26 protein-coding genes and 1 tRNA gene are annotated in these 22,890 nt (G+C 56.5%); 17 read left to right on the forward strand and 10 right to left on the reverse strand.

Translation table 11 applies throughout. The features are described 5' to 3' along the window. Positions 1 to 13: 13 nt before the first annotated feature. The 13 genes from infC to KI614_RS07240 all read left to right on the forward strand — a co-directional run bounded on the left by infC (position 14) and on the right by KI614_RS07240 (position 10,334). Positions 14 to 535 (forward strand): translation initiation factor IF-3, encoded by a 522-nt coding sequence (infC, locus tag KI614_RS07180; protein ID WP_203469348.1) that lies wholly within the window; start codon positions 14 to 16, stop codon positions 533 to 535. A 90-nt stretch (positions 536 to 625) separates the two neighbouring features. Next, entirely contained in the window at positions 626 to 823 is a 198-nt protein-coding gene (gene rpmI, locus KI614_RS07185; RefSeq protein ID WP_203466416.1) for a 50S ribosomal protein L35, read from the forward strand. Positions 824 to 834: 11 nt separating this feature from the next. Beyond that, on the forward strand, positions 835 to 1,194 hold the full coding sequence (gene rplT / locus KI614_RS07190; protein WP_203466417.1) for a 50S ribosomal protein L20: 360 nt from the start codon (positions 835 to 837) through the stop codon (positions 1,192 to 1,194). A 139-nt stretch (positions 1,195 to 1,333) separates the two neighbouring features. Beyond that, positions 1,334 to 2,380, forward strand: coding sequence for a phenylalanine--tRNA ligase subunit alpha (gene pheS, locus KI614_RS07195; RefSeq protein ID WP_226408890.1), 1,047 nt, complete (start codon positions 1,334 to 1,336; stop codon positions 2,378 to 2,380). Beyond that, positions 2,377 to 4,761, forward strand: coding sequence for a phenylalanine--tRNA ligase subunit beta (pheT, locus tag KI614_RS07200; protein ID WP_226408892.1), 2,385 nt, complete (start codon positions 2,377 to 2,379; stop codon positions 4,759 to 4,761). The genes pheS and pheT overlap by 4 nt, the downstream gene beginning before the upstream one ends. Before the next feature lie 14 nt (positions 4,762 to 4,775). Further along, positions 4,776 to 5,078, forward strand: a complete 303-nt coding sequence (locus KI614_RS07205; protein ID WP_203466420.1) for an integration host factor subunit alpha — start codon at positions 4,776 to 4,778, stop codon at positions 5,076 to 5,078. Further along, positions 5,062 to 5,439, forward strand: coding sequence for a MerR family transcriptional regulator (locus tag KI614_RS07210; protein WP_226408894.1), 378 nt, complete (start codon positions 5,062 to 5,064; stop codon positions 5,437 to 5,439). The genes KI614_RS07205 and KI614_RS07210 overlap by 17 nt, the downstream gene beginning before the upstream one ends. Before the next feature lie 35 nt (positions 5,440 to 5,474). After that, a tRNA-Pro gene (locus KI614_RS07215) sits at positions 5,475 to 5,551 on the forward strand. 167 nt (positions 5,552 to 5,718) lie between these two features. Then, complete coding sequence (locus KI614_RS07220; RefSeq protein WP_226408896.1) at positions 5,719 to 6,885, forward strand: ABC transporter substrate-binding protein; 1,167 nt, start codon at positions 5,719 to 5,721, stop codon at positions 6,883 to 6,885. A gap of 131 nt (positions 6,886 to 7,016) precedes the next feature. Further along, positions 7,017 to 7,931, forward strand: coding sequence for a branched-chain amino acid ABC transporter permease (locus KI614_RS07225; RefSeq protein ID WP_226408898.1), 915 nt, complete (start codon positions 7,017 to 7,019; stop codon positions 7,929 to 7,931). Beyond that, on the forward strand, positions 7,932 to 8,879 hold the full coding sequence (locus KI614_RS07230; protein WP_226408900.1) for a branched-chain amino acid ABC transporter permease: 948 nt from the start codon (positions 7,932 to 7,934) through the stop codon (positions 8,877 to 8,879). Further along, positions 8,872 to 9,627 carry an ABC transporter ATP-binding protein gene (locus tag KI614_RS07235; RefSeq protein WP_226408902.1) on the forward strand — a complete coding sequence of 252 codons (756 nt, stop codon included), beginning with the start codon at positions 8,872 to 8,874 and terminating at the stop codon, positions 9,625 to 9,627. The genes KI614_RS07230 and KI614_RS07235 overlap by 8 nt, the downstream gene beginning before the upstream one ends. Beyond that, positions 9,624 to 10,334 (forward strand): ABC transporter ATP-binding protein, encoded by a 711-nt coding sequence (locus KI614_RS07240; RefSeq protein WP_226408904.1) that lies wholly within the window; start codon positions 9,624 to 9,626, stop codon positions 10,332 to 10,334. The genes KI614_RS07235 and KI614_RS07240 overlap by 4 nt, the downstream gene beginning before the upstream one ends. A gap of 16 nt (positions 10,335 to 10,350) precedes the next feature. Here KI614_RS07240 and KI614_RS07245 read toward each other — a convergent pair whose 3' ends face one another. Then, entirely contained in the window at positions 10,351 to 10,884 is a 534-nt protein-coding gene (locus tag KI614_RS07245) for a response regulator transcription factor (RefSeq protein ID WP_226408906.1), read from the reverse strand. Next, positions 10,881 to 12,140 carry an ATP-binding protein gene (locus KI614_RS07250; RefSeq protein ID WP_226408908.1) on the reverse strand — a complete coding sequence of 420 codons (1,260 nt, stop codon included), beginning with the start codon at positions 12,138 to 12,140 and terminating at the stop codon, positions 10,881 to 10,883. Before KI614_RS07250 ends, KI614_RS07245 begins: the two co-directional genes overlap by 4 nt. 86 nt (positions 12,141 to 12,226) lie before the next feature. Between KI614_RS07250 and KI614_RS07255 the strand changes: the two genes are divergently transcribed. Further along, on the forward strand, positions 12,227 to 12,889 hold the full coding sequence (locus tag KI614_RS07255; protein WP_226408910.1) for a c-type cytochrome: 663 nt from the start codon (positions 12,227 to 12,229) through the stop codon (positions 12,887 to 12,889). Beyond that, positions 12,886 to 13,236 (forward strand): hypothetical protein, encoded by a 351-nt coding sequence (locus KI614_RS07260; protein ID WP_226408912.1) that lies wholly within the window; start codon positions 12,886 to 12,888, stop codon positions 13,234 to 13,236. Before KI614_RS07255 ends, KI614_RS07260 begins: the two co-directional genes overlap by 4 nt. Here the strand turns inward: KI614_RS07260 and KI614_RS07265 are convergent. From KI614_RS07265 to KI614_RS07290, 6 genes are read right to left on the reverse strand one after another with little or no spacing between them, the layout of a single operon-like run. Then, positions 13,229 to 13,780: a methyltransferase family protein gene (locus KI614_RS07265; RefSeq protein WP_226408914.1), complete on the reverse strand. Its 552-nt coding sequence runs from the start codon at positions 13,778 to 13,780 to the stop codon at positions 13,229 to 13,231. The two genes, KI614_RS07260 and KI614_RS07265, sit on opposite strands and share 8 nt — an antisense overlap. A gap of 1 nt (position 13,781) precedes the next feature. Next, positions 13,782 to 15,083: a M18 family aminopeptidase gene (locus KI614_RS07270; RefSeq protein WP_226408916.1), complete on the reverse strand. Its 1,302-nt coding sequence runs from the start codon at positions 15,081 to 15,083 to the stop codon at positions 13,782 to 13,784. Further along, entirely contained in the window at positions 15,080 to 15,970 is an 891-nt protein-coding gene (locus KI614_RS07275) for a lipase family alpha/beta hydrolase (protein ID WP_226408918.1), read from the reverse strand. The genes KI614_RS07270 and KI614_RS07275 overlap by 4 nt, the downstream gene beginning before the upstream one ends. A gap of 3 nt (positions 15,971 to 15,973) precedes the next feature. Further along, positions 15,974 to 16,687: a DNA polymerase III subunit epsilon gene (dnaQ, locus tag KI614_RS07280; protein ID WP_226408920.1), complete on the reverse strand. Its 714-nt coding sequence runs from the start codon at positions 16,685 to 16,687 to the stop codon at positions 15,974 to 15,976. Then, positions 16,684 to 17,142, reverse strand: coding sequence for a ribonuclease HI (gene rnhA, locus KI614_RS07285; protein ID WP_226408922.1), 459 nt, complete (start codon positions 17,140 to 17,142; stop codon positions 16,684 to 16,686). The genes dnaQ and rnhA overlap by 4 nt, the downstream gene beginning before the upstream one ends. Then, a complete protein-coding gene (locus KI614_RS07290; RefSeq protein ID WP_226409271.1) occupies positions 17,132 to 17,848 on the reverse strand; it encodes a class I SAM-dependent methyltransferase in 717 nt (238 codons plus the stop codon). The genes rnhA and KI614_RS07290 overlap by 11 nt, the downstream gene beginning before the upstream one ends. A gap of 28 nt (positions 17,849 to 17,876) precedes the next feature. Here KI614_RS07290 and gloB point away from each other — a divergent pair, with 28 nt between their 5' ends. After that, positions 17,877 to 18,635 carry a hydroxyacylglutathione hydrolase gene (gloB, locus tag KI614_RS07295; RefSeq protein ID WP_226408924.1) on the forward strand — a complete coding sequence of 253 codons (759 nt, stop codon included), beginning with the start codon at positions 17,877 to 17,879 and terminating at the stop codon, positions 18,633 to 18,635. A gap of 9 nt (positions 18,636 to 18,644) precedes the next feature. Here the strand turns inward: gloB and KI614_RS07300 are convergent, their stop codons facing one another. Next, positions 18,645 to 19,004, reverse strand: a complete 360-nt coding sequence (locus KI614_RS07300) for a response regulator (protein ID WP_264178115.1) — start codon at positions 19,002 to 19,004, stop codon at positions 18,645 to 18,647. Between the two features lie 65 nt (positions 19,005 to 19,069). Further along, positions 19,070 to 19,468 carry a hypothetical protein gene (locus KI614_RS07305; protein WP_226408929.1) on the reverse strand — a complete coding sequence of 133 codons (399 nt, stop codon included), beginning with the start codon at positions 19,466 to 19,468 and terminating at the stop codon, positions 19,070 to 19,072. A 74-nt stretch (positions 19,469 to 19,542) separates the two neighbouring features. On the opposite strand from KI614_RS07305, the gene KI614_RS07310 reads away from it, so the two are divergent. Further along, the gene (locus KI614_RS07310; RefSeq protein ID WP_226408931.1) at positions 19,543 to 22,890 is read left to right on the forward strand and encodes a DUF748 domain-containing protein; all 3,348 of its coding nucleotides are present in this window, start codon (positions 19,543 to 19,545) and stop codon (positions 22,888 to 22,890) included.

Here is a 22,890-nt window from a genome sequence, read left to right on the forward strand (position 1 = left end):
CGGGGGTTTTACCATAGCTCAGAACAAGGCGCATCGCCTCAACGAGGAAATCACGGTTCCGGAGATTCGTCTCCAGGGCGCTGAAGGCGAACAACTCGGCATTGTCAATATTCGTGCTGCACTGCAAATGGCAGAAGAAGCAGGTGTTGATCTCGTAGAAATCGCACCGATGGCCAAGCCGCCGGTTTGCCGGATCATGGATTACGGCAAGTTCAAGTATCAGGAACAAAAGCGAGCTCACGAAGCCAAGTTGAAGCAGAAGCAGGTGCAGGTGAAGGAAATCAAACTTCGCCCGGGTACCGACGAAAACGATTACCAGATCAAGCTCAGGAACATGACGCGCTTCCTGGAAGAAGAAGACAAGGTCAAAGTGACCCTTCGCTTCCGTGGCCGCGAAATGGCGCATCAGGAATTCGGTATGCGCCAGTTGGAACGTATCAAGGCCGACCTCGAAGCAGTTGGTGTGGTCGAGCAGATGCCAAAGATGGAAGGGCGCCAGATGATCATGATCATTGGGCCGGCCAAAAAGAAGTAATTAGTTGTAGCAGTACCTATAAGTGCCTTCGGGTAGAGCAAGCGTTCCCGCCGGGAACCACCTGACAGCATGTCATTAAGGAGCATCTAAATGCCCAAAATGAAGACCAAGAGCAGCGCCAAAAAGCGTTTCTCCGTTCGCGCCGGTGGCAGCATCAAGCGCGGTCAAGCCTTCAAGCGTCACATTCTGACCAAGAAGACCACCAAAGTTAAACGTCATCTGCGCGGTTCCGCAGCAGTTAACGAGCGCGACGTCGCATCCGTCCGCGCCATGATGCCCTACGCATAAGGAGATAGAAGATGCCTAGAGTTAAACGTGGTGTAACGGCGCGCGCGCGTCACAAGAAGATTCTCGTTCAGGCCAAGGGTTACCGCGGTCGTCGCAAGAACGTATATCGTGTTGCCAAACAGGCGGTGATGAAGGCCGGTCAATACCAGTACCGTGACCGTCGTCAAAGGAAGCGCCAGTTCCGTTCCCTGTGGATCGCCCGTATCAATGCAGCAGCTCGCGAGCTGGGCATGAAGTACAGCACCTTCATGAACGGTCTGAAAAAAGCCAATATCGAAGTTGACCGCAAGGTTCTGGCCGATCTGGCCGTCTTCGATCAGCCGGCATTTGCTGCTCTGGCTGCTCAAGCCAAGGCACAGCTCGGCGCCTGAGCTCAAGCGTAATCAAAAAAAGGAGGCGCAAGCCTCCTTTTTTAGTTTTGGCCGCCGCTTTGTGGCTTTACGTCGGCTACGTCGATATGAGCCTTCACTGAAATGTGCGTTTTGTTGGTGGTTTTGTTGGTGAAAGTTTATGGATACTCTCGATCAAATCGTTAGCGAAGCCCAATCGGCATTTGTTGCTACTTCAGACCCGGATGCGCTGGAACAGGTGAAAGCCCGTTTCCTCGGCAAGAGCGGAAAAATTACCGAGCTTCTCAAGGGCTTGGGGAAACTCCCGCCTGAAGAGAAAAAAATTGCTGGTGCGGCGATAAATGTCGCAAAAACAGCTATAGAAACCGCGTTGAATACTCAACGCGAGGCAATTCGCATGGCTGCATTGATGATGCGCTTAGCTGAAGAGGCCCTTGATGTCACGCTGCCCGGTCGCGCTGAAGCGCGCGGTAGTCTGCATCCGGTTACACGTACCCTCGAACGTATCGAGTCGCTGTTTCGCTCCATCGGTTTCGAAGTGGCTGACGGCCCCGAGATCGAGGAAGATTTTTTCAATTTCACTGCAATGAACACGCCTGAGGATCACCCGGCACGTTCAATGCACGATACTTTTTACCTGCAGAACCCGGATGGCACAGTAGCCGACAAGGTGTTGCTGCGGACGCATACCAGCCCGATCCAGGCGCGTTACATGAAGGCGCATGTCGAGCGCTACGGTCAACTCGATAAAATGCCTGAAATCCGCATCATCGCGCCAGGCCGCGTCTATCGCGTCGATTCCGATGCGACGCATTCGCCGATGTTCAATCAAGTCGAAGGCCTGTGGGTCGGGGAGGGCGTTTCCTTTGCCGATCTCAAGGGCGTCATTGCCGATTTCCTGAGAAGTTTCTTCGAGACCGAAGACCTCAAGGTTCGGTTCCGTCCTTCATTTTTCCCGTTTACCGAGCCCTCCGCCGAAATCGACGTCGCTTTCATGAGCGGCCCGCTCGAAGGTCGCTGGCTGGAAATTGCCGGTTGCGGCATGGTGCATCCGGATGTGTTGCGCATGGGTGGCATTGATCCGGAAAAATATACCGGTTTTGCTTTCGGCTTCGGTCAGGATCGCCTGACCATGCTGCGCTACGGCGTCAATGACCTGCGCCTCTTTTTTGAAGGTGACCTCCGTTTCCTGAGGCAATTCGTATGAAATTCTCCGAATCCTGGCTGCGTACCCTTGTCGACACCCAACTGTCGAGCGAGGCGCTTTCCCATCTGCTGACCATGGCCGGCCTCGAAGTCGAGGGCCTGGAACCGGTTGCGCCGCAATTTAACGACGTTGTCGTCGGCCATGTGCTCGAAGTCGTCAAGCACCCTGATGCTGACCGCCTGAATGTCTGCAAGGTTGATACCGGCCGCGGCGAACCAACGACCATTGTCTGCGGTGCCCCTAACGTTGCGGTTGGTTTGCGTGTGCCGTGCGCTTTGCCTGGTGCCAAGTTGCCGGGCGATTTCACCATCAAGATTGCCAAGGTGCGCGGAATCGAGTCCTCCGGCATGCTCTGCTCGGCCAAGGAACTCGGTATCGCCGAAGAGGCTTCCGGGCTTTTGGTCTTGCCCGTGGATGCCCCGGTTGGTCAATCGATCCGCCAGTATCTCGAACTGGATGACCAGCAGTTCGAGCTCAAGCTGACCCCGAATCGGGCTGATTGTCTGTCGTTGACCGGTGTGGCGCGTGAAGTTGCGGCTATTGCCGGCGCACAGGCCAAGTTGATCAATGTACCTGAGGTTGCTGCAACCATCGCCGATCAGCGTTCGGTCATCCTTGAAGCGCCCAGCGCTTGTCCGCTTTACTACGGTCGCATTCTCAAGCATGTCGATGCCAAGGCACCGACGCCGGAGTGGATGAAACGCCGCCTTGAGCGCAGTGGTATCCGCTCTATTTCTGCCCTGGTTGATGTCACCAATTATGTGATGCTCGAACTTGGTCAGCCGCTGCATGCTTTCGATAACACCAAGCTTGATGGCGCCGTGCATGCTCGTATGGCCCAGCCGGAAGAGAAGCTGCTGCTGCTGAACGAGCAGACCATTTCGATCGATGCGGATATTCTGGTTATTGCCGACGATACCAAGCCGCTGGCCATGGCCGGCATCATGGGCGGTGAGGAAAGTGGCATCACGCTGGAAACGACTGAGTTGTTCCTGGAATCTGCCTTTTTTGCTCCCAAGGCGATTGCCGGTCGGGCGCGCCGGTATGGTTTCGGCTCCGATGCTTCCCATCGTTTCGAGCGTGGTGTCGATTTTGGCGGTGCTCGCCGCGCCATTGAGCGCGCGACCCAGTTGATCATCGACGTCTGCGGTGGCTCGGCTGGCCCGGTGGTAGAGGCCAAGGCAGGCTTGCCTGAGCGCAATCCGGTCCGCCTGCGTTCTGCGCGTGCATCCAGTGTTATCGGCATGGTGTTCTCGCCCGAGCAAATTGCGACGCTGTTCAACGGCCTTGGGCTGCCATTTGTCCGCGAAGGTGACGATTTCCTGGTTACGCCGCCAAGCTGGCGTTTCGACATCGAGATCGAGGAAGATCTGATCGAAGAAATCGCTCGTTTGCATGGCTATGACAACATTCCTTCGCCTGCACCGCGCGGCAATATGTCGATGATGGTGCAAGTCGAGGCACAGCGCCCGGCTGCGCGCGTACGTCAGGTGCTGGTCGACCGTGGTTATCAGGAAGTAATCAATTTTGCTTTCGTCGAACAGGCTTGGGAGGCTGATTTTGCTGCAAAAATCGAGGAGGCCGACCTGATTCGTCTGGCTAATCCGATTGCCAGTCAGATGGCAGTGATGCGGTCGACGTTGTTGGGAGGCTTGATTTCAAATTTGCAGACCAACCTCAAGCGCAAACAAAATCGGGTTCGCCTGTTTGAAACAGGACGCAGTTTTCACCGTGTTGCAGCAGGTTCGCCGGTGGCGGGCTTTGACCAGCCCTGGAAATTGGCTGGTTTGGCCTATGGCACCGCTTTGCCCGAAAGCTGGGGGGCTGATTCGCGCAAGGTTGATTTTTACGATGTCAAAGGTGACTTGGAGGCTTTGCTTGCTCCTGCTACCTTGCGCTTCGAGAAAACATCGCACCCGGCTCTCCATCCGGGGCGTTCGGCTAAAGTATGGCTTGATGGAAAAGAAATTGGTTGCCTCGGTGAGTTGCATCCGGAGTGGGTGCAAAAATACGATTTACCGGTTGCGCCAGTCTTGTTCGAGCTCGACTTTTCCGCAGTCAAGGCCGCCAATGTCCCGGCTTATGCCGAAGTCTCAAAATTCCCATCTGTCATTCGCGATCTTGCCGTCGTCGTAGATCAAAATCTTCAGTTGCAAATTTTGCTGGACGGTCTGAAAGGGCAGTTGTCTCCCTTGGTTCAGGATATTCAATTGTTCGATGTTTATGTCGGCAAAGGGGTGCCTGAAAACAAGAAAAGTCTTGCATTCCGGGTAGTTATGCAAGATACTCAACGCACTTTGCTAGATTCGGAAGTTGATGCTGCCATGCAGCAACTGGTGTCTTGTCTCGAACGGGCATTCGGTGCTCAACTGCGTGCCTGATGGAAAAAACAACGATGACGCTCACCAAAGCCGAACTCGCTGACCTGCTTTTCGAGAGGGTTGGCCTCAATAAACGCGAAGCCAAAGATATGGTCGAAGCGTTTTTTGAGGAAATCCGCAATGCACTCGAAACAGGTGATGGCGTGAAGCTTTCCGGCTTTGGCAATTTCCAGTTGCGTGACAAACCGCAACGTCCTGGACGCAACCCCAAGACTGGTCAGGAAATTCCAATTACTGCACGACGTGTAGTAACGTTTCATGCCAGTCAAAAACTGAAATCTGACGTTGAACTGGCTTGTGATGGAACCGCGGCTTAAATCCCCATCTGGCGACGAACTGCCGCCGATTCCTGCAAAACGCTACTTCACTATTGGTGAAGTCAGTGAGTTGTGCGGTGTGAAGCCGCACGTGCTTCGCTACTGGGAGCAGGAGTTCAATCAATTGAAGCCGGTCAAGCGTCGAGGAAATCGGCGCTATTACCAGCATCATGAGGTCTTGCTCGTACGCAGAATCCGGGAGCTTCTCTATAACCAGGGCTTTACGATCAGTGGTGCTCGCAACAGGCTGGACGAAGGACCTGCAGCAACTGCTGGCTCGGGTGAAAAAGCCGAGCTTGCAAAGGGTTCGGAGAGTTTGCGCGATGAGTTGCAGTCGATAATTGCGCTGTTGCAGCTTTGATTCTTTTTGTTTCTCCCGTATAATGTACGGCTTGTCGGGGCGTAGCGCAGCCTGGTAGCGCACTTGCATGGGGTGCAAGGGGTCGCGAGTTCGAATCCCGCCGCCCCGACCAAGAAAAATGAAACAAGCAGTTTAGCCAACCTCCGGGTTGGCTTTTTGCTTTGTGGCTGTGCCATTCTGATGCATGCATGAGTGGTCGTTCGCTGTCGTTTCCGATATTCGATATTGCCTTGTTTCATGCGCTACAATCAGCCGCTTTACGCCAAACTGGAGATTGTAATGTCGCTTCGCCTGACTCCTCTTGCTGCTGCTTTGATGCTGGCTGGTTCTGTTCATGCAGCCAGTTCGATCAAGGTTGGCTTGGTGTCTACGCTTTCTGGTCCTGGTGCCGGTCTGGGGGTCGATATCCGTGACGGGTTCAACCTGGCGATGAAAAACCTCAATGGCAAGCTCGGGAATTTGCCTGCTGAAGTGCTTGTCGCCGATGACCAGCAGAATCCGGATATTGCCAAGCAGGCTGCTGATAAGTTGCTGAAGAGGGATAAGGTCGATTTCATGACCGGCATTGTCTTCTCCAACATCATGCTGGCTGTCGGTCCGACCGTTTTCGAAAACAAAACTTTTTATATCTCGGCCAATGCGGGTCCATCGCAATATGCCGGTGATCAGTGCAATCCATTTTTCTTTAACGTTGCCTGGCAAAACGACAATCTGCACGAAGCCGTGGGCAAGGTTGTGCAGGATAAAGGTTACAAGAACGTTATCATCGTGACGCCTAATTACCCAGGCGGTAAAGACGCTGTTTCCGGTTTCAAGCGTTTTTACAAAGGCAAGGTTGCCGATGAGATTTATACCAAGCTGGGTCAGCTTGATTACGCGGCCGAACTGGCTCAAATTCGAGCCGCAAAGCCGGATGCCCTGTTTTTCTTCCTGCCGGGCGGCATGGGCATCAATTTTGTGAAGCAATTTGTTGCCGCAGGGTTGTCGCGCGATACGCAGTTGTTCGCCCCGGGTTTTTCGGCAGATGAAGATGTCATCAAGGCGGTGGGTAATTCCATGCTGGGCATGTTCAACTCGTCGCATTGGGCGCACGATATGGACAATGCTGAAAACAAGCGGTTTGTTGCCGATTTCCAGCGTGAATATGGCCGCCTGCCTTCGCTCTATGCGTCGCAGGGTTACGACGCTGCCTTCATGATCGATTCGGCGGTAAGGGATGTGAAGGGCAATGTCGAAGACAAGGCTACTTTGCAGAAGGCGCTGGAAGCCAAGCGTTTCAAATCAGTCCGGGGTGATTTCAAGTTCAACAATAATCACTACCCTGTACAAAATTACTATCTGCGTGCCATCGGCAAGGATGCTCAGGGCCGTGTCACGAACAAGACGATCGGCACCATTTTCAGCAATCATGCGGATGCTTACGCGACGCAGTGCAAGATGAAATGATGTATTCCTGAAGCTCATCATCGCAGGATGTTGAGTACTGCCATCGTTCGTTGTTAAGGCACGTTTGATTTTCCCCTCTGTGCCACGGAGGGGAACTGCCTTAAGCCTATTCCTTGTTTTTTTCTCCTGACATGACCCAGCTTTTCCTTGAGCAGGCCCTCAATGGCCTGCAATTCGGCCTGATGCTGTTTCTTCTTGCCGCCGGCTTGACGCTGGTTTTCGGCATCATGGACTGTATCAATCTGGCCCATGGGTCGCTGTACATGATCGGAGCCTATCTGGTGGCCGCTTGTGCCCAGGCGGCGGATTCATTCTGGATCGGGCTGGGGTGCGGGGTTGGTGCAACTGCCGTGATTGGCTTGTTGCTCGAACTGGCCTTGTTTCGCCAGCTTTACAAGCGTGATCATTTGTCCCAGGTGCTGGCCACTTTCGCCCTGATTCTGATTGCCAATGAGGCTGTACGCATGATCTGGGGGGCTCAGCCCGTCATGCTCAATCCACCGGATGCTTTATCCGGACCTGTCGAGATCGCTGGCTTCTTTTACCCCGCGTATCGCCTGGTATTGATTGCTTTTGGGCTGGCTGTTTCCGGATTGCTTTACTTGCTGGTTGCCAAAAGCCGTATCGGCATGTGGGTCAGAGCCGGTGCCTCCAATCGGGAAATGACGGAAGCACTGGGCATTAATGTGCGTCGTTTGTTTACTGCAGTCTTTGCCTTCGGTGCCGGGCTTTGTGCCTTGGCGGGGGGCTTGCTCGGGCCCTTGTTGGCGGTTCAGGTCGGGATGGGTGAGGGAGTTCTGATTCTGGCTTTTGTCGTGATCATCATTGGCGGCATCGGGTCAATTCGCGGGGCGCTCGTCGGTAGCTTGATCGTTGGCACGGTCGACACGCTGGGGCGGGCACTTTTGCCCTTGCTGCTACGTGCGGCACTGCCTGCCGAGGCCGCTTCGACGCTCGGTCCGGCCATCGCCTCGATTTTGATTTACTTGCTGATGGCCGCCATTCTTTTTTTCAAACCGCAGGGCCTCTTTCCGGCGCGTGCATAAATGGCTTTTTATCGTCCTGCCCGTTGGCAAAAAAACGCATCCCTGGTCACCTTGCTGATCCTGCTGGTTTTGCCGACTATTCTGACTGCGCTTGATCAGGCGTTCTACATCGGTTTCGCTACACGCATGCTTGTTTTTGCGTTGGCAGCGACCAGCCTCAATCTGGTGCTGGGCTTTGGTGGCATGGTGTCTCTTGGCCACGCCGCCTTCTTCGGGACCGGCGCTTATGTTGCGGCATTATGCCTGCAGGCGGGGATTAGCGAAGGTCTGCTGGTATTTCCCCTGGCCATGGGCGTCGCCGGTCTATTTGCACTGCTGGTTGGCAGTATCAGTCTGCGTACCCGGGGCGTCTACTTCATCATGATCACCCTGGCTTTTGCCCAGATGGCGTACTACCTTTTCGTTTCCGCTGCCGTTCTCGGCGGCGATGATGGTTTGTCGCTGGGTGGGCGCGTGTCGATCGCCGGTTTCAGCCTGTCAGGCGACGCTTCCTTATTCTATGTCGCACTTGCTGCCCTGGCGTTGGTGATGTTTTTGTTCCAGCGCTTGGCTGAAGCCCGGTTTGGGCGTGTTGTGCAGGCGATCCGGGAAAATGAAACGCGAATGGAAGCGCTCGGCTATCCAGTTTTTCGTTATCGTCTGGTCTGCTTTGCTTTGGGTGGTGCCCTGGCCGGTCTGGCCGGCGCCCTGCTGGCCAACCAGACCGGGCTGGCCAGTCCGAATCTGTTGCAATGGGTTCAGTCCGGCACTTTGCTTGTGATGGTGATTATTGGCGGCGTTGGCTATCTGTATGGTGGCGTCGTGGGGGCTGGAGTCTTGCTGGTGCTGGAGGAGGGGTTGGTTGGAGTGACGGAGCACTGGCATATCATTTTGGGATTGCTCTTGCTCGGCATTGTGCTTTTTGCACCCAAAGGCGTGGCCGCACTTTTTGCGAGGCCACATGACTGAGCCTTTGCTTGAGGTACGCCGGTTATCACGGCGCTTTGCTGCCATCGAGGTATTGAAAGCGGTCGATTTCAATGTCACGGCGGGTGAAGTGCATGCCCTGATTGGCCCTAACGGAGCGGGTAAAACAACTTTTATCCATCATGTCTCCGGTGCTTTGCACGCTGATTCGGGGAGTATTCATTTCGCCGGTCGTGAGGTCACAAGGCACGCCATGCACCAGCGTGTTGCTGCCGGCATGGCTCGTTCCTACCAGATCACCAATGTATTCCTCGGCCTGAGTGTGCTGGATAACGTACAACTTGCGGTTCAGGGCAGGGCTGACACCGGGAGCAGTTTCCGTTTTTGGCAGCCGGTACGAAACGAGCGCGCATTGTTCGATGAGGCAGAAAACTATCTGCAGCAAGTCGGCCTGATCCCCAAAAAGATGGTGATGGCCGGCCAACTCTCGCATGGTGATCAGCGGGCACTGGAGTTGGCCATGGCGCTGGCGACTCGACCCCAGTTGTTATTGCTCGATGAGCCGATGGCCGGAACTGGGCCGGAAGAGTCGTCACGCATGGTCGAATTGATCGAGCATCTTGCTCGCCATGTGACGATCTTGCTTGTCGAGCACGATATGGATGCGGTTTTTCGGCTTGCCGATCGCATTTCCGTATTGGTTAACGGTGAATTGATCTGCACCGGTACGCCAGACGAAGTTCGCGCCGATCCTGCTGTTCGTCGGGCATATCTGGGAGATCACCTGTGAGCAAACTGCTTGAGATTGGCGCACTTGAGGTTGCCTACGGCGCCAGCCAGGTTTTGTTCGGCATCGATTTGACGATGGATGAGGGGGAGGTCGTGACCTTGCTCGGGCGCAACGGGATGGGCAAGACGACAACCTTGCGCACGCTGTGTGGCTTCGTGCCATGCAAGGCGGGCGAGATTCGCTTTGCCGGCCAAAGTATTGTCGGCTGGCGCCCCGACCGTATTGGACGGGCCGGTATTGCCCTGGTACCCGAGGGGCGGCAGTGTTTTCCGAATCTTACGGTCGACGAGCATCTGGTGGCTTTTTTTGCCAATCGCCGGCATTCGGCGGCCGCGTGGACTCCCGCCCGAATCTACGAATTGTTTCCTCGGCTCAAGGAAAGAGCGAGGAATCTCGGTAACCAGCTCTCCGGCGGCGAGCAGCAAATGCTGGCAATCGGCCGGGCATTGGTGACCAATCCGCGGCTGCTCATTCTTGATGAGGCGACCGAAGGATTGGCACCTCTCATCCGCGAGGAAATATGGGCTTGCCTTGCCTGCCTGCGCGATGAGGGGCAGAGTGTTCTGGTCATCGACAAGTATGTCGAAAAGCTGCTTCCGCTGGCCAGTCGCCACACCATCCTGGAGCGTGGCCAGGTTGTCTGGCAAGGATCATCCGCCGCACTTGATGCGGACCACGCGATCTGGCATCGCTATCTCGGTATTTAGAAAAACAAACGCTGATTCAGGTCTTGACCGGCCGTTTCGATAACTTGCGCTGCAATGTGCGGCGATGCATTTTCAGGGCGCGGGCCGTTGCTGAAATATTGCCTTCATTCTCGTTGAGCACGCGCTGGATGTGCTCCCATTCAAGCCGGTCGATCGAAAGAGGTTCATCGGAAACAGGAAGGTCGAAATCTGGCATATCATCGTCTTCGAATGCCCCCAGGATGGCTTCGATTTCAACCGGCTTGGCGAGATACTGGATCGCACCGAGCTTGACTGCGTCGACTGCGGTTGTGATGCTGGCATAACCGGTCAGCACAATGATGCGACAGTCGGGATTGATGCCGAGTAATGCCGGGATCAGGGCCAGGCCGGAACTGCCGTTGAGATTCAGATCGAGAATGATGCGCCGGGCACCCGATTCACGTGCAACCTGCAATGCTTCGGCCGCGTCCAGAACGCCGCGGGCCGGGTATCCCCTGCGTTCCATCGTGCGTACCAGGATGGCGTTGAAACTGGGGTCATCGTCGATTACCAGGGTGAGGTCATTCATTGGTTTGCCTGCGGTAATTCGATGCGGGCAAGTGCGCCGCCATCTTTGAGGTTGCTCAGGGTCAATTGGCCGCCCAACTGCTGGATGGCCGTGCTGGTCAGCATCAAGCCAATACCGCTTCCGCTTTCGTGTGCAGGGAAGCTGGTATGCCCGCCATTTTTTAGAACGGCATCCGGAAAGCCGGGGCCGTGGTCGCAAATATCAATAGTCAAGCTGCCAGGCGACCAGCCGAGCCGGATTTCAAGCGGTTCATCGCTTGCATTTGCGCCATTGTTCAAGAGGTTGAGAAGAGCTTGTTCGAGCCGTGGATCGGCAAATATTTCAGGGGCCGGGCCGTCGCTGGCGAGGGTCATGCGGCTGCTGGCATTTGGCCGGGTGGCGTGCCACTGCTGGCGCAGGCCATTGATCCAGCGGTCGACCGGCTGGAAATGGGCATTTTCCAGTCGTTCGGCGCCTGCTTTACGCGACAGGCCGGTGATGATCTGCTTGCAAGTGGCGATTTGCTGGCGGAGCAGGGCAATATCTTCACGGCAAGCCTCGGAAAGCGAGTTGTCGTGGATCAGTTCGCCGGCAATCAGCGACATGGTGGCGAGCGGTGTGCCGAGTTCATGGGCAGCTCCTGCGGCCAGCGTTCCCATGGCCGTGATGCGCTCGTCGCGCAGGGCTTGTTCGCGGGCAGTGGCCAGCTCGGCGTCGCGCTGTCGAATCAGGCGTGTCATGCGAACGACAAACCACGCAATCATCAGTGCCGAAACCGAAAAGGTCAGCCACATGCCAACCAGATGCAATCGGGTTGCCCGGGTCGCATCCGGCATGGCCAGGGGGATGTAATAGACCATCAGCGCGGAGTAACTGCCGACGGCGATAGCGCCGATGGCCATGACGCAACGCACCGGCAGGGTCAGTGCCGCAATGGCGACCGGCGGCAGAAGGAGGGAAACCAGTGGATTCGTTGCTCCGCCACTAAAGAAAACAATCGCGCTCAGGGCGCCGATATCCAGCAGCAACTGGGAAAACAACTCGCCGGGTGTTGCGCTGCCTGCCTTGAGGACGCGCCACTGGATCATGCTGTTGAGGACGGCTGCGACAGAAACAATGGCGAGCAACGGCCATTGTGGCAGTGGGATGTTCAGTGCGCCGGGAACGATCATCACGAGCAGCGCCATGCTGGCGAGAACAACCCATCGGCTGGCGACCAGGCGACGCAAGTTGGCCAGATGGTCGGTGCCGTCGGCGGTGCAGGAGATAAATGGCATGGGGCGAATTATGCGTGATTTGAGTCAATTTTCTGTTGCTAACAGCGTGCGACAATTCGTCGCATCGGATTCTGGAGTGGTGTCGCATGCGTTTTCGTTTACTTTTCCCTGTGCTTTGCGCGGGCTTGCTATTCGGCTTGCCGGCTGCTGCGGTCGACCTCGAAAAAGGCAAGGAAATCAATGGAACCTGTGCGGCGTGCCACGGCGACCAGGGGGCCGGCGGCAAAAAGGGAGAATATCCGCGTATTGCCGGGCAGCGTCCCGGCTATCTGGCAAGCCAGTTGAAGAGCTTCCGGGCGCGGACGCGGATCAACATTCCGATGTATCCCTACACCCAGGAACGCGAATTGTCCGATGAAGATATCCGTGACATTTCCGCCTATCTTTCCGGCATCGAACTATCGACCAAGATGCCGACCTTCGCCGGCCATGAAGATGCGCTGACCCGCTTGCAGATGGTCGACAAGGTAATGATCGTGCCGCGCGTCGAGGGCAATATCGAGCATGGTGAAAAAATCTACCAGAAGCAGTGTGCGGCTTGTCATGGCAAGGCCGGCAAGGGCCGGGGCATGTTCCCGATGCTCGTTGGGCAATACTCCAACTACCTCAAACGGCAGATTGACCTTTACCTCAAGGGCGATCGTCCGCACGACGAGGAAGGAACGGGCGGTTTGCTCACCCAGTTGAAGGCTGACGATATCCAGGATGTGCTGGCTTATCTGACCTCGATTCAGGAGACCGGAGAATGAAGCGTTTGAGTCTGATTGCTTGCACTTTGCTGGTGGCGCAGAGTGCCTGGCCACATGCCCATGCCGGGAAAATCGATGACAGCATGCCGGATGCCCAGAAAATCCGTTTTTGCGAGCGGGTGCGCGATTTTGCCCTGCAGTCCTACTACGATCGTGAAAAAGGTCGTCCGGCCAAGGTCTTTGTCGAAGATGGCGGCGATGGAGCGCGTATCACCAATTACGTGATCAAGCGAATTTACGATGAGCCCCAGATTTCCAGCCCGAAAAAGGCCGAAACCTTTGGTCGGGCAACCTGCAATGAAATGATGGGCACCAAATTCGAGGTGCCGCAGGGCGAGGCTAAATAAGCCAGGGAAGAAACATCCGGGTACGCTTCATGTAGTCAGCGTAGGCAGGACCGAAAAATTGCAGGCATTCCTGTTCGTCAGCCTTGGCGGTGAGAAACAGGAAAAACGAGGTCAGGCTGGCAATGGCACCGCCAGCCCAGCCCGGGTCCTGAAAAAAAGCGCCCCAGGCCAGCGCCAGCAGCGAGGCGTACATCGGGTGGCGGATGTAGGCAAAGACGCCGCAATCGACCAGCTTGGTCGTTTTTTCAAAATCGTAGAGTGCCGTGTCCTCGCGTTGTTCTCCGGCCTTGCCTTCTTCTTTCAGAACGGCGTAGCCGTGGGCGACCAGGAGAATGCTGCCGAGCATCAGCAGCCAGGAAACTATCTGGTGGGGCGAGAGTGGAGATTCTCCCCAGGGTTCATGATTGAGAACTAGCAGGGCCAGGATGCCCTCCCAGGCGAAAAAACGGTAGAAACCATGCCGACCCGGTTTGACGATGGCCTTGCGCGACAGCCAGAGCAGAATGGCTGAACCGACCAGAAAAGTAAGCAGATCACGCATCATTTCAGTCCGCCAGTGCTGTCGTCATGGCTGCAATCATGTAGCCATGATCAAGTACGCCGGCACTTTCGCGAATGCTGTGCATCGACCACATCGGGGCACCGACATCGACGCTGGGGATGCCCAGTTGTGCCGCGAGAATCGGTCCGATCGTGCTGCCGCAGCCAAGGTCCGTACGGTGTGCATACTGCTGGCAGGGAACACCGGCTTTGGCGCAAATTGCCATGAAGCGTGCGGCGGTATCGGCGTTGGTGCTGTAGCGCTGGTTGGCGTTGGTTTTGATGACCGGGCCGGCGTTGACCGTGGCACGGTGGCAGGGTTCGTAAGCGCCCGGGAAATTCGGGTTCCAGGCGTGTGCCATATCGGCGCTGATGAAAAAACTGCGTGCCAGCATGCGGCGCTGATCTTCGGCATCCAGTCCGGCGCAGCCCGCAATACGACTGATGACATCGCCGGCGAAACTGCCGCTGGCGCCGCCGGCACTTTCACTGCCGACTTCCTCGTGATCGAAAAAGGCGCAGATGCAGCTGGCTGCGGGGTTTTTCGTGGCAAGCAGGGCGCTCAGTGCGGCGTGGCAGGAGGCCAGGTTGTCGAGTTGGCTGTCGGCCACGAATTCGCGGTCGACGCCCCAAAAAGCGCCTTTTTGCGTGTCGTAGGCATTCAGCTCCCAAGTCAGCAAATCCTGTGGGGAGACACCGAGTGCGTCGGCAATCGGCTGGCGGAAGCGATCATCTGCCTTGTTCCCGTCGGCAACACCGAGAATAAGGGGGAGTTCGGTCTGTTTGTTGAATTTGAGACCGCTTTCGTTGACGTCGCGATTCATGTGAATGGCGAGATTGGGCAGGCGCAGCAGGGCTTCGTCAAATCGTACGAGATGGGTTGTAAAGCCCTCGGCCGTGCGGACATTGACGCGCCCGGCAAGCGACAGGTCACGATCGGCAAACGTGGCGAGAATCGGACCGCCATAGACTTCGACCCCCAGCCGGATCATGCCGGCAGCGTCTTCCGCCGGCTTGGGCTTGATGCGCAGGCCGGGCGAATCGGTGTGGGCGCCGATCAGGCGCAGGCCGGTTTCGGCTGCTGGTTGGTGGCCGATGATGAAGGCGATGATCGACGAGCCGCCACGGATGACGAAGTAACGGCCGCCGGGGGTAAGTTGCCAGCGGTCGACTTCGTCCAGACGGCAAAAACCGGAAGCCAGCAGGCGCTGTTCGCAGGTTTGCACGGCATGCCAGGGACTGGGGCTGGCATCGATAAAAGTCAGCAGATCTTCGGCTTGGGTACGTGTGGCAGCGGGAATGTTCATTGGGTCTTTTTTCCTTCGGTACAGCAGTCAATCAGAAGGGCTGCGACTTGCCGGTCGTAGAGCATCGCCAGATGACCGACCGGCGGCAGTTCGATGTCGCGTGCGCCAGCCAGGCGCTGGTTATCCTGCGGCATGATGTAATTGTCGTAGGCATTGCGCAGACTGATTGTCGGCACATTGAGCGGCTCGCCGGCCATGTCGCTCAACCACAGCGAACCGGCTTCCATTTCACGTGCATTGCGGCCGAAACCGAGACGGGCGAGTTCAGTTCCATGGTGCGGTGTGGCGAGCGTCAGCAGGCGGCTGACTCGATCGCGGCCATGCCGGGCGAGGTAGGAACGACAAATCAGGCCGCCCATGCTGTGCGCCAGCAGTTGAACCTGCGGGCTGCCGGTGGCCTTGCAGAGCGCTTCGATACGGGCATTGAGCAGCGGTTCCAGCTTGCCCATCGAAGCATAGGGGGGCGTCAGGCTCAGACTGGCAACGCTGTGGCCGGCGGCTTCAAGCCGTCGACGCAGCAGCCACCAGACACCTCGGCTGCATCCATAGCCGTGTACCAGCAGGATTGGTTCTTGGCCGGCACGTGGGCGATCAGCCGGCATCCACAAACGCTCAAACGGTAAAACAATGATGAAAGTGAACAGGAAGGCGAGATATTCCTCAAGCATCAGGCGAGCGGTCTGTCCTGCGCCAAGCCGCGGGGCGGGCGAGGCAAAGGCCATGCCGAACATCCAGGTAATGGCGACAATGCCGGCCCGCATGCCGAGTATCCCGCCGACTGCTCCAGCTGCGGCATAAGCCCAGTCGGCCTGCAGGCCGAGTCGGGCAATGGCCAGGTAGAGCGCGGTTTCGAGCGCAATCCAGATCAGTAGCGAGAGCGGGACCATGGCTCAGGCTGCCGTTTCGGGTTTCGGCAGCCAAATGCAGGCGCCTTTGGATTCCTTGTCGATCGCAGCAAGAACCCGCTGGTGGTCGACGAGCTCTTCGTCGCTGGCTCGGCGCACAAGGAGCGGTTTACGCTCGATCTTCAGGCCGCCTTTGCCGAGTTGGGGGCGGGGGGCTGAATCCGGTTCGATCATCAGCGAGTTCTGGCCGCGCGTCATGGCCAGGAAAACGTCGGCCAGCAATTCGGTATCCAGCAGGGCGCCGTGCAGGGTGCGTGTCGAATTATCGATTTCGTAGCGTTCGCACAGCGCATCGAGGCTGTTCCGCTTGCCCGGGTGCAGATCCTTGGCCATGCGCAGCGTATCGACCACGCCGTTGCAAACGGTTTCAACCGGCACCCGATCGAGGCGACGCAGTTCGGCATTGAGGAAGCCGATGTCGAAAGGGGCGTTATGGATGACTAATTCCCCACCGTTGATGAATTCAAGGAATTCATCAACGATATCGGCAAATTTTGGTTTGTCGGCGAGAAACTCGAGCGAAATACCGTGTACTGCCTGGGCGCCTTCATCGATCTCGCGTTCCGGATTGACGTATTTATGCAGATGGCGGCCGGTCAGACGGCGATTTTCCATCTCGATACAGGCAATTTCAATAATGCGGTGGCCCGAACGAGGGTCAAGGCCGGTGGTTTCGGTATCGAGAACAATCTGTCTCATGCCGCTTCCTTGTTTTTCAGTTCTTCGATGCCGCGGTTGGCGAGTGCATCGGCGCGTTCATTTTCCGGGTGGCCGGCATGGCCCTTGACCCAGATCCATTCGAGTTTGTGCAGCTTGGTCTTTGCATCGAGTAATTGCCACAGGTCAGCATTCTTGACCGGCTTCTTGTCCGCTGTTTTCCAGCCGTTCCGCTTCCAGCCATGTATCCACTCGCTGATCCCTTTCAGGACATATTGCGAGTCGGTGTAAATCTTGCCGGCAACCGGGCGCTTGAGCGCTTCAATGGCGCGAATGGCAGCCATCAGCTCCATCCGGTTGTTGGTGGTTTCCTTTTCTCCGCCCCACATTTCCTTCTCGTGCTGCCCGACGCGCAGGATGGCTCCCCAGCCGCCGGGGCCGGGGTTGCCCTTGCAGGCGCCGTCGGTGAAAATTTCGATCATTTCTTCAGTGGCCATGGCCTTCCTTGTGTGCAACCGGGCGCAGCGCCTTGGCGCCGACCCGTGATTTTCGCCAGGCTGGGGTGATCAGCCGCATGGCATGTGTCCGTTTGATGGCGCGCAATAAATAGACGCCACCGGAAAAGCGCCACCAGCGTTGCCCGGCTGTTTCGATGAAATGGCTGCGTTGCAGCCATTTGTGTTGAGAAAAAGGTGGGGCGTAGCAACCCAGCGTGATGCGGTCGACCTCGAAATCGAGCAGTTTCAGCCAGTCCTTCAGGCGCTGGATCGACAAGTAGCTTCCATTCCAGGGGTATTCGCCGGAGCGGTTCAGCCGATTGTTCAAGCCCCATAGCGAGAGCGGGTTGAAACCGGTGATGATGATCTGTCCCTCGGGAATCAGCATGCGCTCGATTTCGCGCAGGATGCCGTGCGGGTCATCGTGGAATTCCAGGACATGGGGCAGGATGGCGAGATCTATGCTGTGCGATGCAAAGGGCAGGGCGTCGAATTCGCAAAAAGTATCGACGGCACCTGCAGGACCCGCTTTCTGGCGCAGTGGTATGCGGTTGGCACGCAGAAAGTCGAATTGCGGCAGGCCGAGCTGCAAGGCGTTGAAGCCGAAGACATCGGCGACCGTCGCATCGAGCGTCGCTTGCTCCCAATCGAGCACATAGTTTCCCTGGGCGCTGCCCAGCCATCTTTCAAATCCGGGAATTGACATCCGGCGCCCCTGGCTCGATAGTTCCGGCATGTTTACGATATCGCTCATTCCTGCATTCAAGGACAATTACATCTGGTTGCTGACCCTTGGCCAGCGTGCTGCGGTCGTCGATCCTGGCGATCCGGCCCCGGTGATTGCCCGCCTGGAGGCTGCAGGGCTGGTGCTGGAAAGCATCCTGATCACTCACCATCACGCCGATCATCAGGGCGGTATTGCCGCCTTGGCCGAACGCTGGCATCCCACGGTATTCGCACCCGGCAGCGAGTCTATCACAGGCTGCACAAGCCCCTTGAGTGGCGGCGAGACGATCTCGGTGCTGGGTCAGGCGGTCAGCGTCATGGCTGTTCCCGGCCATACGCTCGGACACCTTGCATACTACGCACCCGGCGTCTTGTTTTGTGGCGACACGCTGTTCGGCGCAGGTTGTGGACGGCTGTTCGAAGGGACGCCGGCACAAATGGCAGCGTCGCTGGACAAGATCGCCGGCTTGCCGGATGAGACGCAGATTTACTGCGCCCACGAATACACCGAAGCCAATCTGCGCTTTGCGCAGGCGGTCGAGCCGGAGAATCTTCAAATTCGGGCGCGTGTGCAACGCGTTGCCGAGATGAGGTCGGCTGGCAAATCGAGCGTGCCTTCATCGTTGGCCGAAGAGAAAGCAAGTAATCCGTTTTTGCGTTGCGCCGAGTTGCCGGTGATTGAAGCGGCATTGTCCCGGGATGCTGCGGTCGACCGCTCAAAAACAGCTGTTTTCGCAGCCATTCGCGGCTGGCGGAACGTTTTCTAGGGCGCAGCCTTATTTGCGGCAGCGAGCGGCGACTTTTTCAAGGGTGTCGAGTACGCGTGCCGCATTGAATGGCTTGATGATGAAACCGCTGGCGCCATTCTGAATCGCCTCCTGAACGGTCTCGGGGTCGGCGTTGCTGGTCACCATGACGATTTCCGTTTCAGGGCGTGCAGCCTTGATTTCGCACAATGCTTCAAGGCCGTCCTTTTCCGGCATCACGACATCCAGGCAAATGATGTCGGGTTTGATTCTTTCGGCCATTTCGACGGCAATGCTGCCATTGCGCGCTTCCCCGATTACGTCGTATTCCTCGCCGCGCAAGATGCTGCGCAGAATGCTGCGCATCATGTCGTTGTCGTCGACGATCATTATGGAGGTGCGTCTTGTAGCCATGGGATTGCTCGAATATCGTTAGGCGATGTGTCGGGTCGGTATCAGCGACAGTACTCATTGAAAAAGAGCAGGCCGGCAGTCGAAATGGCAATCGCAACGGCCAGCCAGAAAAAGGCGGCTCGGAAAGACTGGCTTGCCTGGAAGTGACCGCCTCGTTGCTTGAAATGGAAATAGCGTTGAACTTCGCCAAAGGTAATGGCGCAAGAGAAAACAAAAAAGATCATGCCGCAAAACAGGAAAATGATCGGCCCGTTTGATAATTGCCGGCAAGCCGATGCGGTATGGCGCAGATACATCAGCACCGAGTCTGTTTTCAGGGCGAATTGAAGAATCGTGTAGGTAATGATCCCGAAACCGACGAGAAGCGTGATGACCAGCCAGGTTTCCTTGCGTTTGAGTTGGGCTAACGCTTCTTTCAGGTCGTGAATAATCCACTTCATGTATTTCTGCCGCGTTTCATGGTGATGTCTGTGCTAAATTCGCCGGAAATGACGAATTTCGACGGTAGATTATCATGACAGCACAAACTCCACGCGGCTCGGTCAATGCCGCCATGCTCGGCGCCGCAATCAAATCACCGCGTAGTCGGAAAATTGCCCGTTGGCTGGGCGTGTTTTTGCTGGTTTTTGGACTTTTTGGCTATTTTGCCGCGCCGCCACTGCTCAAATCGGTCTTGCTCAGCCAACTCTCGAAAGAGTTGCACCGGGATGTCAGCATCGAGCGGATCGACATCAATCCTTATGCCTTGTCGGCCAAAGTCAGCGGCTTGTCGATCAAGGCAGGGGACGGCAAGGAGGTTGCCGGTTTTGATGAGTTGTTCATCAATTTGTCGACCGCATCGATTTTCAAGATGGCGGCGGTGGTCGATGAAATTCGGCTGCAGGGCTTGCGTCTGGCTGTGGCACGGGTTGCCGACGGGCGCTACGATATTTCCGACCTGCTCGATGAGTGGATGAAACCCAAGGATGAGCCGGAGACCGGGACACCTCGTTTTTCGCTAAACAATATCCAGTTGCTGAATGGCAAAATTGTGTTCGACGATCAGCCCAAGGGCAAGACTCACACGATCAGCGACATCAACCTGGCATTGCCTTTCGTGTCCAGCCTGCCGTATCAGGCTGAAGTGCTGGTCGAGCCGAGTTTTTCAGCCAAGATCAACGAGTCGCAACTGGCCTTGAAGGGGCGCAGCAAGCCGTTTACCGGCTCGCACGAAAGTGAGCTGGATCTCGATCTGGATCGTTTTGATCTGGCGGGCGTGCAAGCTTATTTGCCGGATAGCATTCCCGTCAGTTTGGCTGCTGGTACGGTCGACTCCGAATTGAAGGTCGTTTTCAAGGAATTGGCTGACCAGGTTTTCTCCCTTTCCGTGGTCGGCAGTGCGCATGTCTCGGGTCTGGTCGTCAATGAGCGCGACGGGCAGCACCTTGTCGGCTGGAAAAAGCTCGATGTCGATCTGGAAAACGCCGATCTGATCAACCAGAAAGTGGCGGTCAGGCATGTCGCCCTGGATGGGCTCGACCTTGCCCTGTCGGTCAATCGGCAAGGTGAGTTCAATGTGCTGCGCCTGCTTGAGAAAATGGCGCGGTCCGGGGCTTCTTCGGCCGATACCAAGCCAGCAAGCACAGGCAAGCCACTCGAATGGTCGCTGGCCGGCTTTGAGTTGAATCACGGGCTGGTGCGCTGGAAAGACGAATCGACGCAGGTGCCGGTCATGGGCGAGTTGCGTGACTTGCATGCCCGGCTGGGCAAGGTGGATAGCAAGCTGAGCGATCCGATCGAACTCAGCGAAGTGGCTTACCAGATCGATCTGGGCGAGCGTTTCCGGGTCGCCAAAATGGCTGCCCACGGCATACGCGTCGATTTGCCGGGGCATCGCATCGATATCGCCGAGGTGATCAATACCCAGACGCGAGCCCGCATGTCGCGCAACAAGGCTGGCAAGATCGAATGGGTCAGTTCGCCTGTCCTCAAGACCATTCGGGCAACCGATGCCAAGGTTCAGGATGAACGTCCGTGGGTCGGCAATGTAGCCAAGTTGAAGATCGAGGATCTGGCTTTCCGTTTCGAGGATCAGTCGACTCGACCGGCGGCAGTGCATGAGCTTGAGGGTTTCACGCTGAATGCCGAAAATATCGGTAACGAACCGGGTAAAAAAGGGGCCTTGTCGCTCAAGAGCAAGGTGAACAAGAAGGGCAGCCTGAATGTCGATGGCGCTGTTCAGCTGATGCCGCTCAACGTTGCCCTCAAGATCGAAACACTGGCCATTCCGCTGATGTCCTTGCAACCTTATTTTGCCGAGCAGCTGAACATCGCCCTGACACGCGGCCAGCTTTCCAACAAGGGTGAAGCGACTGCGCTGATCGACAAGGACGGATTCAAGGCTGCCTATAAGGGATCGCTGACGCTGGGCGACTTTCTCGCGGTCGACAAGGCAAACAGTGCCGATTTCCTGAAATGGAAATCTCTCTATCTGGGGGCGATTGATTTCCGTCTCGATCCGATGGCGATCAACATTGGTGAAATTGCGCTGAGCGATTTTTACTCACGACTGATCCTCAACTCGGCCGGCCGGTTGAATGTTCAGGATATCGTTCGCAAGCCGGATGCCGAGGCTGTCTCGGTGACCGATACGAAAGCCGCACCGGCGGTTGTGCCGGCTGAGCCTGCCAAGGCGCCGCTGCCGCTCAAAATTGCCAAGATCACCCTGCAAAATGGCACGGTCAATTTTTCCGATTTCTTCGTCAAGCCGAATTACACGGTCAATCTGACCAAGCTGGGCGGACGTGTTACCGGCCTGTCGTCATCGGCTGACAGCGTGGCCGATATGGATTTGCGCGGTAGTTATGCCAACCTGGCACCGATTCAGATTGCCGGCAAGCTGAATCCCCTGGCCGCCAAGTCTTTCCTCGATATCAAAGCCGATGTAAATGGCGTCGATCTGGTCGGCTTTTCGCCTTATGCCGGGAAATACGCCGGCTACAACATCGAGAAGGGCAAGCTCTCGCTGAACCTGGCGTACAAGCTGGAAAACAATCAGCTGACGGCCGACAACAAGCTGTTCATTGACCAATTCACGTTCGGCGACAAGGTCGAAAGCCCTGATGCCACCAAATTGCCGGTCAATCTGGCCATCTCGCTGCTCAAGAACAACCGGGGCGAAATTGACCTCAATCTGCCGATTTCGGGTTCGCTCGACGATCCGCAGTTCTCGGTCGGTGGCCTGATTCTCAAGGTGATCGGCAATCTCTTCATTAAAGCCGTGACTTCGCCGTTTGCGCTGCTCGGTTCGATGTTCGGCAACGGCGAAGAGTTGTCGAATGTCGAATTTGCGCCGGGCCGGTCGAATATCAGCGATGCCGCCGGCAAAAAACTCGAAACGCTGGCCAAGGCGCTCAACTCGCGCGATGCCTTGAAGCTCGAAATTACTGGTCGGGCCGATCCGGAAGGCGACAAGGAAGGGGTCAAGCGTGTTGCCATCGAGCGAGCCATGAAGGCTGAAAAGCTCAAGGATACGATCAAGAAGAGCGGCGAGGGCGCTTCTCTCGATAATGTCGACATTGCACCCGAGGAATACAAAACCTATTTGCAGCGCGCCTACAAGGAAGCCAAGTTCCCGAAGCCGCGCAATATGGTCGGGATGCAGAAGGAATTGCCGGTCGAGGAAATGGAAAAACTGATGTTGGCCAATTTGCCGGCGACGGAAGACGATATTCGGCTGCTCGCCAAGCAGCGAGCCGAGAACGTTCAGGTTTGGCTGACCGAGCAGGGCAAAGTGCCGGCTGGGCGTGTTTTCCTTGTTCCTCCGAAGGTTGAGGCTGATGAAAAAGCCAAGGCCAGCCGTGTCGATTTCTCGCTGAGATAA

Origin of the sequence: Dechloromonas denitrificans, from assembly GCF_020510665.1 — a bacterium.
Taxonomy (GTDB): Bacteria; Pseudomonadota; Gammaproteobacteria; order Burkholderiales; family Rhodocyclaceae; genus Azonexus; species Azonexus denitrificans_B.